This is a genomic window from uncultured Mycobacterium sp. (assembly GCF_964249325.1).
GTDB lineage: Bacteria > Actinomycetota > Actinomycetes > Mycobacteriales > Mycobacteriaceae > Mycobacterium.
On the sequence record NZ_CAXUCH010000157.1, the window covers coordinates 1 to 10337 of the forward strand.

The following is a 10337-nucleotide window of genomic DNA, read 5'->3' on the forward strand; positions in this document are numbered from 1 at the left end:
GATCGGCTCCCGTCGAAGCCACCCGGCCCTAACACTGTGCACCAATAGGTGTTTTAGATGGCAGTCCGGATTCTGGTCGCCAAACCCGGACTCGACGGCCACGACCGCGGCGCCAAGATCGTCGCCCGCAGGTTGCGTGACGCGGGTTTCGAGGTGATCTACACCGGCATCCGGCAGCGCATCGAAGACATCGCCTCGATCGCGGTGCAGGAAGACGTGGCACTGGTGGGTTTGAGCATCCTGTCGGGTGCCCACTTGGCGCTGACGGCCCGCACCATCGAAGCGCTACGGGCCGCGGACGCCGCCGACATCGCCGTCGTCGTCGGCGGCACGATTCCCGAGTCCGACGTGCCCAAGCTGCTGGATGTCGGTGCTGCGGCGGTCTTTCCCACCGGGACGCCCCTGGACGTCCTGGTGCGCGAGATCCGCAAGCTGACCGGCAGCAACCCCCCACCTGACCTGAAAGGAACAGTGGAACAGTGCGCCTCGGAGTGATGATCGGTGCCGAGCGCGGCGATGCCGCGCGCAAGGTCACCAAACTGCTTGACGACATCGAGTGGGCCGAGGCCGCCGGCATGGACACCGCGTGGATACCGCAGGTGCCCAACGACTTCGACGCGCTGACAGCGGTCGCGCTGATGGCTACCCGGACGACGCGAATCGAACTCGGTACCGCTGTGGTGCCGTTGCAGGCGCAGCATCCGATTGTGTTGGCGCGTCAGGCGTTGTCAGTACATGCCGCCGCCGGCGGCAGGCTGGCCCTCGGAGTCGGGCCGTCGCATCACTGGATCATTCGCGACATGCTCGGCTTGCCCTGCGAACGGCCGGCCGCGTTCACCCGCGACTACCTGGAGGTGCTCGCCGTCGCCTTCCGCGACCCCGGCCCGGTGGACGTCGAGAACGAGACCTTCACCGTGCATAACCCGCTGGATCTCGCCCCAGTGGCGCCGCTGCCGGGATCGTCGCCGCGCTCGGACCGGTGATGCTTGCGCTGGCGGGGGAGCGCGCCGACGGTACCGTGTTGTGGATGGCCGATGAACGCGCGTGCGCCGAGCACGTGGTCCCGCGGATCACCAAGGCCGCCGAGAATGCGGGCCGCCCGGCTCCGCGCATCGTCGCCGGCATACCTGTATGCCTTTGCGCACCAAGCGAAGTCGACGCTGCCCGTGAGCGCGCCAACCCGATCCTGGGCGAGGCGGAAGTCTCGCCGAACTATCAGCGGCTGCTGGATTACGGCGACGCCCGTGACGTCGGCGACCTGTGCGCGGCCGGCGACGAGGAGGCCATCTTGGCGCGGTTCCGTCGCTTCGCCGACGCCGGGGTGACCGATCTGTCCGTGTGGTTGCTGCCGGTCGGCAACAACCGCGACGAGCTCGTGGCCTCCAAACGCCGCACGAGGGAACTTATCGCGGCGCTCGGCGCCGAAGTGCGATGACGGCACCACTGGCGGGAATCCGGATCCTCGAGGTCGGCACTATGCTGGCCGGGCCGTATGCCACGATGCTGCTGGCCGACCTCGGTTCAGAGGTCATCAAAATCGAGCCGCCCGGCGGGGAGATTTCCCGCCAGGTTTCCGACAGCTACTTCGCCAGCCTCAACCGCAACAAGAGCAGCATCTGTCTGGACCTGAAGTCGCAAGAGGCCCAAGCCAAGTTAGGCGAGCTCGTCGCGCAATCCCATGCGCTGCTGGTGAATCTGAAACCATCGGCGATCCGCAGGCTGGGGCTGACCTACGACGCGCTGCGCCGCTTCAACGAACGGATCGTGTGTGTGGCGATCACCGGGTTCGGGCTAGACGGCGGTGATGAGCCCGCGTTCGACTATGTCATCCAAGCGACCACGGGCGTGGCGGCGCTCACCGGCGAGCCCGACGGACCGCCGACCCTGCCCGGCTACTCCTCGGCCGACAACTCCACCGGGTTGGCCGCAGCACTTGGACTGCTCGCGCAAATCACATCGGGCCGGGGCGGCCAGGTGGACGTGTCACTGCGCGACGTGATGCTCTCCCAACTCAACTATCACGCATCGGCCTACCTCAACGACGGCGTCGAACCGCAACGCCGGCCCTTCGGCGCACATTCGTATTACGTTCCGGCGCAGATGTTTCCGACTGCAGCTGGGTATCTGGCGCTGTTCGTCACCCATGACGGGTTCTGGAAATCTTTTGCCGCCGAAGCCGACATCGACGGGTTTGAAACCATGGTGGAACGGGTGGCCCGGCGAGACGAGGTACTGGCCGTGGTCAGCGCCGCGCTGGCCAACGATACCGCCGCCAATTGGGAAGCACGGCTGCGACCGCTCGGGGTACCCGCCGCGGCCGTCCGCACGCTGCCCGAAGCGCTGAACGCCACGCCCGACTTGGTCGTTGCCGCAGGGGATTTCCGTCTCGTCGGCAGCCCGGTCCGCATCGCCGGGTACCAGCCGGAGTACCGGCCGCCGCCGGAACTCGCCTAACGGCCCCGACGCTCGGTCGTTAGCTCGAGTAGCCGCATCGTCGGCGGCGGGTCCAACTGCAGCGCGTCGGAGAGCTGCAACTCGCCCGCATGGGCAAGCATGTTGTCGAGGATCGCCTGCAGGTCGTCGCCCTCGATCTCGTAGAGCGCGACATAGGGTCCGTCGTCGGCGACCGGTCGCAGCCGCCGGGCCGCCACGAATCCGTCGAGCGAGAGCAGCTGGGGCAGATGGATGTCGTCGTACCAGGAGTTGTACTCCGCAACGCGATCCGGTGAGCTGGGTCGACTCTCGACATGAAGGACGCCTCTGGGCATCGTCACCGCCTCTTACTCGTAGCGCACCGTGACCGACGGTGTGTCCGGCACGGACTGGCAGGTCAGAATGTAGCCCTCGTCCACCTCGTCGTTGTCGAGCGCTTCGTTGTTCCGTATGGTCGCACGGCCTTCGGTGAGCAGGGCCATGCACGTGCCACAGTTACCCTGCTCGCAGCTGAACGGTGGCGTCAGACCTGCCCGTCGCGCGGTCTCCAGCAAGGTCTCCCCGGGGACCCGCGGCACCGATGCCTTCTTGCGCTCGAGGAAAATCGTCACCGTCCCCTGCGCCTCGGTGCCGGCGTCCGGCGCCGGCTCCGAAGGCTGGGGCTTGATCGTCGGCGCGAGATCGAAATCCTCGACGAAGACCCGTCCCGGCCCAGACAGCGCCGAGCGCACCACGGCCATGAACCCTCCCGGGCCGCACACATAGTTGTCGGCGTCAACGTCCGAGCCGACGAACTCCCGGAGGGCATCCGCGTCGATCAACCCCTGCTCGACGTCGATATGGCGCATCACCGTCAGCCGGCCCGGATACCGCACCACGAGCTCGTCCAGCACCGCCTCGAAGATCACCGATTCCCGGTCGCGGTCGGCGCACAGCACCCGTATCGAGCGGTCGGTCGTGGCGAATGCGCTTTTAATCAGCGACCCAATCGGAGTGACGCCGCTGCCGCCGGCGAAGGCCAGCAACGGCACCGAGGTCGGCTGCAAGCAGAAGGTCCCGGCGGCTCTGGTCATGGTCAGTTCATCGCCTTCAGCCACGCTGTCGACCAGGCAGTTGGACACCTTGCCACCTGGCACCCGCTTGACGGTGGTCATCAGCTCGGGATCGGTCTCGGGCGCGCTGGACATCGAATCCGACCGGTACAGCTCCTCGCCGTCGACATGCACGCGGAACGTGCAGTATTGCCCGGCGCGATAGGGGAATGGTTGCTGGTGGGGAGCTAGCACGAAGCTGCGGGTGTCGGCGGTTTCCTTGATCACCCGGGTCACCGTCGCCTGTTGGAACACATGCAGTTCCGCCATGGCCGCACCCTCCGCATCTTGCGTTCTTCGATATAGAGAATACTATTCTCTCAAAACGATAGGATCATCTCAACGTGATGGCGGAAACCGTGACCGCGCCGGCGGCGCTCGTGTACGAGGAACGGCGCTACAGCCTGCCGCAGCTCGACATACTGGCCGGCGGTCTGGCGGCTTTCCTCGCCAAACGCGGTGTGACGGCGGGTCAGCGCGTCGCGTTGATGGCGTCTAACCGGCCGGAGTTCGTGGCCGGGCTGCGTGCCATCTGGCGGTTAGGCGCGGCGGTGGTGCTGATCAGCCCCGCCTGGAAGCGCGCCGAAGTCGAGCACGCGCTGGCGCCGACGCAGCCCGCCCACGCGGTCGGAGACCATCCGGTGCTGGCCGAGCTGATGCCGATGCTGCATCTCGACGAGCCGATCACGGCGAGTGATGTCCCCGACCGCCCGTCGCCTCCGGATGCCGACGCGGTGTTGGTGTTCAGCTCCGGCACCACCGGCCTGCCCAAAGCCGTCCGCCACACCCATGCCTCGCTGCGCGCCGCGGTCGGGCACTGGCGCGAAGCCCTGCAATTGACGCCGCGCGACCGAATCCAAAGCGCCACCCCGCCGTCACACATCCTGGGTTTGCTCAACATGGTCACCGCGATCGAAACGGGTATATGGCTGCGGCTGCATCGCCGCTTCGACGTCGAGGCGATGCTGCACCACATCGAAGCCGACCGCATCACCGTCGAAATGGCCGTTGCGCCAATAGCACTGGCCATCGCGTCGCACCCGCGGCCGGAATCCTATGACCTGTCGTCGCTGCGGTTCATCATCTGGGGCGCAACGCCGGTCAGCCCGAGCGTCGCCGAAACCGTCACCCGGCGCACCAAGGCTTCAGCGAGCCCGGCGCCGGTTCAGATCTGGCGTCGCTGAAGACCACCGCGACCCGCGACGGGGACAGCTATGTGGTGCACGGACACAAGATCTGGACCAGCTACTCCGACGTCGCCGACTGGTGCCTGCTGCTGGCCCGCACCGACCCGGACGCCCCGCGGCACAAAGGCATCTCGGCATTCATCATCTCGATGAAACAGCCTGGCGTGCAACAACGTCCGCTGCGGATGATGAACGGCGTCACCAGCGAGTTCGGGCAAGTGTTCTTCGACGGTGCGACGGTGCCCAGCGACCAGCTGATCGGCGCTCCCGGTGAAGGCTGGGCGCTGGCCATGACCGTGGTCGGACACGAACGCGAACCGTCCACGCTCGGATATGCCGCCCGATACGGCAAGCTCGTACGGCAACTCGCTGCGCGCAGCGACGGTCCCGCGTCTGACGAACTCGCCTGGGCCGCAGTGCAAACCGAGATGCTGACTCATCACGTGCGGCGGCGGCTGTCCGAACAGCTCGACGGCGTACGGCACGGACCGGAAGGATCGCTGGACAAGCTGCTGATGACCTGGGTCGAGCAGTCGGTCGGCCACGCCGCGCTGGCGGTCGGCGGAACCCGTGACCCCGATTTGTTGAGCGCCTACCTATACAGCCGCGCCCAAAGCGTCATGGGCGGCACCTCGCAGATCCAGAAGAACATCATCGCCTGACGCATCTTGGGATTGTAGGAGTGATCGCGAACGCGGGCGAAGCCCGGGTGAAGCGGGTCACGACCATCGAAGTAGGAGTGATCGCGAACGCGGGCGAAGCCCGGGTGAAGCGGGTCACGACCATCGAAGGAGTCTGACGTGTACGACATGCCGGAGGAAATCGACGTCCAAGCCGACGGGCCGCTGCGCATCATCACGTTGCATCGCCCGGATGCGCTCAAAGCGGTCAACGACAGCCTGCACACCGGGCTGGCGCAGCTGTAGCCGCGGCTCAGCGACGACCGCACGGCTCGAGCCGCGGTGCTCACCGGCAGCGGCCGCGCTTTCTCGGCGGGTGGCGACTTTCACTATTTGGCCGAGCTGGCCCAGGACGCCGACCTGCGCGCCAAGACCATTGCGCACGGCCGCGAGATCGTGCTGGGCATGGCTCGCTGCCGAATCCCGGTGGTGGCGGCGGTCAATGGGCCCGCTGTGGGACTGGGCTGCAGCCTGGTGGCACTCAGCGACATCGTCTACATCGCCGAGGAGGCCTATCTCGCCGATCCGCACGTGCAGGTGGGGCTGGTGGCCGCGGACGGCGGACCGATCACCTGGCCGCTGCACATCAGTTTGCTGCTGGCCAAGGAATACGCCTTGACCGGTGCGCGGATTCCCGCGGTGCGGGCAGTGGAACTCGGGCTGGCCAACCATGTGGTCGCCGATCCGCTGGCGGAGGCGGTGGCCGCCGCCAAGCGGATCATGGAACTGCCCCAGCAAGCCGTCGAGAACACCAAGCGGGTACTCAACGTGCACCTCGAGCGGGCGGTGCTGGCCACGCTCGACTTCGCACTGACGGCGGAGAACCAGTCCTTCCAGACCGAGGACTTCCGCTCGATCGTCGCCAAGGTGACCGCCGGAAAGAACTGACGTTCGCGCGTTAGGCACCCTCGTCGAGCGTGACGCTGCAGTCACGATCGGCGGCCAGCGTGACGCTACGGTCACGCTCGACGGGCGCGCGGGCGCTACTTAGGTGGGAATCGCAACGCGCCGTCGAGGCGGACGACTTCGCCGGTGAGGTAGTCGTTTTCGATGACGCTCTGCACAAACGCCGCGTACTCCGCTGGTCGGCCCATTCGCTTGGGGAAGGGCACCTGTGGGCCCCAGTACGCCTCAAACTGGTCGCCGGCCTGGCCATAGGCGGGCGTCAGGAAGGTGCCGGGGGCGATCGTCACCACGCGGATGCCCAGCGGCGACAGATCACGTGCTGCCACCAGGGTCATGCCGACGACTCCGCCTTTGGCCGCGGCGTAGGGCAGCTGACCGATCTGTCCCTCGTAGGCCGCGATCGATGTGGTCGGACTGGACATGCGCCAGCCCACTTTCGAGATCGCCGAATTTCACGCGCTTGGCCTCACCGACCCTGCGTCGATCGACCGCGCCGTCCTCGCTCGCGGCCGCCTCCTGCCGGTAGCACCAGGAGGAGCTGGCCGGCCTGCTCCATGCGCAGACGATTGCCGAGGCGATAGATTGGTGTCGCGCTCATCCCGATGCACTGGACGATGGGGGCTATCGGTTGTCGAAAGAGGCGATCATCCTCTACACGATGAAGAACACCGTGTCATTGGGCGCAAAGGCATTCGCATCAACTGCACCGGGCCGGGCATGACCGACACCCCGATCCTCGATCGGCTGCGGACCGCGTACGAATTCGCGGCGGTCGCAGCCGACAACCTCATGGTCGAAGCGTCGATCTCTCGGGTCGAGGGCACGCTTTTGCCGATGCACATGCTCTGTCTGCGCGACATGGGGTTGATGCTCGGCGAATGCTGGGACCTCACCGCGCTGGCCGACGACTGCGCCGCCGACGGTGTCTACGAATTCCAGCTCATCGGCCTACCGCTGAGCCGTTGGGGCCGTGGGCTCCCCGGTGAATTCGATCGCAATTAAGTAAGTAGGTGCCTTCATGACTGCACGCAAGACCCAAGCGCCGCTCGTCGTCGGGATTGGTGGCACCTTACGGCCGAACTCGTCGACCGAACGGGCACTGCGGTACTGCCTGGCGGCGGTCGAGCGACAGGCCGGACGCACCAAGCTGTATTGCGGAAAGGACCTCGATTTGCCGATGTACAGCCCGCACGAGTTGGAACGTACTCCTAAGGCCGCCGAATTGGTCCGCGCGCTTCGAGATGCCGACGCTGTCGTGGTGGCTTCACCCGGATACCACGGCAGTGTGTCGGGGCTGATCAAGAACGCCCTGGACTACATCGAAGACTTGCGTGAGGACCCGCGAGTGTATCTCGACAACACGCCTTGGGGCTGCATCACGTGTGCGTACGGGTGGCAGGCCTCCGTCGGCACGCTGAACCATCTGCGGAGCATCGGACACGCGCTGCGTGCCTGGCCGACTCCACTCGGCGTGGCGATTAACTCCGCGGACCGGATCTGGGATGAGAACGGCGAATTGACCGATATGACGATCAAGAGCCAACTTGAGTTGCTCGCTACGCAATTGGTCACGTTTGCACCTCCTGCCCGCGGGATGGCATGAGTACAGACAATCTGCGCAAAACGGCTGGGAGCCGGCCACTGCCGCAAATCGAGAAGGCCAACACGGTCAACGAACTGCTGCTCGAATTCCTCGATCAGTAACGGTTAGGGCGCACTCGGCCGTTCACGCTCCGTTCACCTTCGAACCGCCGTATATTCGCGGTGTGTTCAACCGTTCCGTCGCCGGGCGCCGCCGCGTCCGTGCGACCCGCGCGCTGAGCCTTCTGGCAGCCTGCGCACTGGTGGTGTCGGGATGCAGTAGCAACGCAAACACGTCGTCGGCGGGATCCAACGGCGGTTCGACAACAGTGAACTGCGGCGGCAAGAAGAAACTCCATGCCAGCGGATCGACCGCGCAAGTGCACGCTGTCGAACAATTTGTCTACGCCTATATCCGGGCATGCCCCGGCTACACGCTGGACTACGTGGCAAATGGCTCCGGCAAAGGGGTGGAGGAGTTTGTCAGCAACGAAACCGATCTGGCGGGCTCCGACAAGCCGTTGGATCCGACGAAGGGTCAGCCCGACAGGGCGGCGGCACGATGCAGTTCGTCGGCGTGGGACTTGCCTGCGGTGTTCGGGCCGATCGCGATCACCTACAACATCAAAGACGTGAGCACGCTGAACCTGGACGGTCCCACCACCGCGAAGATTTTCAACGGCGGCATCACGATGTGGAACGACCCGGCGATCAAGGCGCTCAACAGCGACGCCAACCTGCCGGCAACGCCCATTCACGTGATTTTCCGCAGCGACAAGTCCGGCACAACAGCAAACTTCCAGGATTACCTCGATGCCGCATCCAACGGTGCGTGGGGCAAGAGCATCGGCGAGGTGTTCAACGGCGGTGTCGGCGACGGGTACAACGGCAATGACGGCACATCCGCTGCGGTGAAGAACACCGACGGGGCGATTACCTACAACGAGTGGTCATACGCGGTGGGCCGTCAGTTGAGCATGGCCCAGATCATCACGTCGGCCGGCCCTGATCCGGTGGCGATCACGACCGACTCCGTCCGCAAGACGATCGACGGAGCCCGGTTCAAGGGACAGGGCAATGACTTGGTACTTGACACGACGTCGTTCTACAAGCCCACGCAGTCCGGCGCCTATCCGCTGGTGCTGGCGACGTATGAGATCGTCTGCTCCAGGTATCCGGATTCCGCCACTGGAGCGGGTGTAAAAGCGTTTATGCAAGCCACAATTGGCGCCGGCCAAGACGGGTTGGACCAGTATGGATACATTCCGCTGCCGGACTCCTTCAAAAACAAACTCGCAACGGCCGTGAATGCTATCGCGTGAAACAGGTGGTCCGGGAATCGAGATGGGATTTTATGAAATGGCTCAGAATTCCCTATGAGCAAAGCCATTTCGCGATGGCCTCAGTCGCCAAGGAATTGTCATGTTGACGAGTAGCATCTGTTTGGAAATGGCGGCGTGGAGGTCGGCAGGTGCGGCCGGCTGTGGTCGTCTCGCTCGGCTGGGCGGGGGAAGGGAGCATCGATGGTGAGCGGCCCCCAGCTTTCGCGGGTCGGATCGCGGTTTGGGCCCTATCAACTACTGCGGCTGCTAGGCCGCGGCGGGATGGGCGAAGTCTATGTGGCCGAGGACACCCGCAAACACCGGGTGGTGGCATTGAAGCTGATCTCGGGCCAATTCTCGGGCAATCCGGTCTTCCGGGCGCGCTTGCAACGCGAGGCCGACGCGGCAGGGCGGCTGACCGAGCCCCATGTGGTGCCGATCCATGACTACGGAGAGATCGACGGCCAGTTCTACGTGGAAATGCGCCTGATCGACGGTATTTCGCTACGCAACGTTTTGTTGCGGGAGGGTCCGATGCCCCCCGCACGGGCGGTTGCGATCGTGAGCCAAGTTGCCGCCGCGCTGGACGCCGCGCATGCTGCCGGCGTGACGCACCGAGACGTCAAACCGGAAAACATCTTGATCACCGGCAACGACTTCGCCTATCTGGTGGATTTCGGTATCGCACGCGCTGCTACCGATCCCTCGCTGACACAAACCGGGATCGCGGTGGGCACTTACAACTACATGGCGCCCGAGCGCTTCAGTGGGGACGAGGTCACCCACAGCGCCGATATCTATTCGCTGGCCTGCGTGTTGAACGAATGTTTGACCGGGGCGCCTCCATATCCCACGGACAGCATGGAGCGGTTGATCGCCTCGCATCTGATGCAACCGCCGCCGCGGCCCAGCCAGTTGCGACCCGGGCAGGTTCCACCGTCGTTAGACCAGGTGATCGCCAAAGGAATGGCCAAAAACCCGGGGGAGCGTTATCGCAGCGCCGGTGAATTCGCCCGGGCTGCCCACGATGCGCTGACGACGTCCGAGCAACACCAGGCCGCGACGATTCTGCAGCACAGCGAAGAAGAAACCCGGCCGGCCCGCGCCGTGGGAGCCGATCCCCGGACGACCCGTGCC

General features: G+C 65.2%; 7 protein-coding genes and 7 pseudogenes. 11 read left to right on the forward strand and 3 right to left on the reverse strand.

The window, feature by feature from the left end; genetic code table 11:
* Nucleotides 1-57 precede the first annotated feature (57 nt).
* From ACFE99_RS17500 to ACFE99_RS17510, 3 genes and pseudogenes are all read left to right on the forward strand, one after another.
* A complete protein-coding gene (locus tag ACFE99_RS17500) occupies nucleotides 58-495 on the forward strand; it encodes a cobalamin-dependent protein (protein ID WP_375487485.1) in 438 nt (145 codons plus the stop codon).
* Nucleotides 480-1435, forward strand: a pseudogene (locus ACFE99_RS17505) (LLM class F420-dependent oxidoreductase). The gene ACFE99_RS17500 and the pseudogene ACFE99_RS17505 overlap by 16 nt, the downstream one beginning before the upstream one ends.
* Nucleotides 1432-2454, forward strand: a complete 1023-nt coding sequence (locus ACFE99_RS17510; protein ID WP_375487487.1) for a CaiB/BaiF CoA transferase family protein — start codon at nucleotides 1432-1434, stop codon at nucleotides 2452-2454. Before ACFE99_RS17505 ends, ACFE99_RS17510 begins: the two are co-directional and overlap by 4 nt.
* On the opposite strand, the gene ACFE99_RS17515 is transcribed toward ACFE99_RS17510, so the two are convergent.
* Together ACFE99_RS17515 and ACFE99_RS17520 are read right to left on the reverse strand one after the other, a co-directional pair.
* The gene (locus ACFE99_RS17515) at nucleotides 2451-2768 is read right to left on the reverse strand and encodes a hypothetical protein (protein ID WP_375487489.1); all 318 of its coding nucleotides are present in this window, start codon (nucleotides 2766-2768) and stop codon (nucleotides 2451-2453) included. The genes ACFE99_RS17510 and ACFE99_RS17515 overlap by 4 nt on opposite strands.
* A gap of 12 nt (nucleotides 2769-2780) precedes the next feature.
* On the reverse strand, nucleotides 2781-3794 hold the full coding sequence (locus tag ACFE99_RS17520) for a 2Fe-2S iron-sulfur cluster-binding protein (protein ID WP_375487491.1): 1014 nt from the start codon (nucleotides 3792-3794) through the stop codon (nucleotides 2781-2783).
* 89 nt (nucleotides 3795-3883) lie between these two features.
* Between ACFE99_RS17520 and ACFE99_RS17525 the strand changes: the two are divergent.
* The 3 pseudogenes from ACFE99_RS17525 to ACFE99_RS17535 all read left to right on the forward strand — a co-directional run.
* Nucleotides 3884-4684, forward strand: a pseudogene (locus ACFE99_RS17525) (class I adenylate-forming enzyme family protein); the annotation flags it as partial.
* Nucleotides 4663-5373: pseudogene (locus ACFE99_RS17530) on the forward strand (acyl-CoA dehydrogenase family protein); the annotation flags it as partial. The pseudogenes ACFE99_RS17525 and ACFE99_RS17530, both read left to right, overlap by 22 nt.
* Nucleotides 5374-5511: 138 nt before the next feature.
* Nucleotides 5512-6279, forward strand: a pseudogene (locus tag ACFE99_RS17535) (enoyl-CoA hydratase/isomerase family protein).
* 95 nt (nucleotides 6280-6374) lie between these two features.
* Here ACFE99_RS17535 and ACFE99_RS17540 read toward each other — a convergent pair.
* Nucleotides 6375-6707, reverse strand: a pseudogene (locus ACFE99_RS17540) (SDR family oxidoreductase); the annotation flags it as partial.
* On the opposite strand from ACFE99_RS17540, the pseudogene ACFE99_RS17545 reads away from it, so the two are divergent.
* The 5 genes and pseudogenes from ACFE99_RS17545 to ACFE99_RS17565 form a co-directional block, all read left to right on the forward strand.
* Nucleotides 6700-7056, forward strand: a pseudogene (locus ACFE99_RS17545) (3-alpha-hydroxysteroid dehydrogenase); the annotation flags it as partial. The pseudogenes ACFE99_RS17540 and ACFE99_RS17545 sit on opposite strands and share 8 nt — an antisense overlap.
* Nucleotides 7054-7303: pseudogene (locus tag ACFE99_RS17550) on the forward strand (cyclase family protein); the annotation flags it as partial. The pseudogenes ACFE99_RS17545 and ACFE99_RS17550, both read left to right, overlap by 3 nt.
* A 12-nt stretch (nucleotides 7304-7315) precedes the next feature.
* Complete coding sequence (locus ACFE99_RS17555; RefSeq protein ID WP_375487493.1) at nucleotides 7316-7900, forward strand: NADPH-dependent FMN reductase; 585 nt, start codon at nucleotides 7316-7318, stop codon at nucleotides 7898-7900.
* Nucleotides 7901-8063: 163 nt separating this feature from the next.
* A complete protein-coding gene (pstS, locus tag ACFE99_RS17560; protein WP_375487495.1) occupies nucleotides 8064-9200 on the forward strand; it encodes a phosphate ABC transporter substrate-binding protein PstS in 1137 nt (378 codons plus the stop codon).
* Nucleotides 9201-9401: 201 nt separating this feature from the next.
* Nucleotides 9402-10337, forward strand: a 936-nt coding sequence (locus tag ACFE99_RS17565; protein ID WP_375487497.1) for a serine/threonine-protein kinase, incomplete at its 3' end; no start/stop codon positions are given.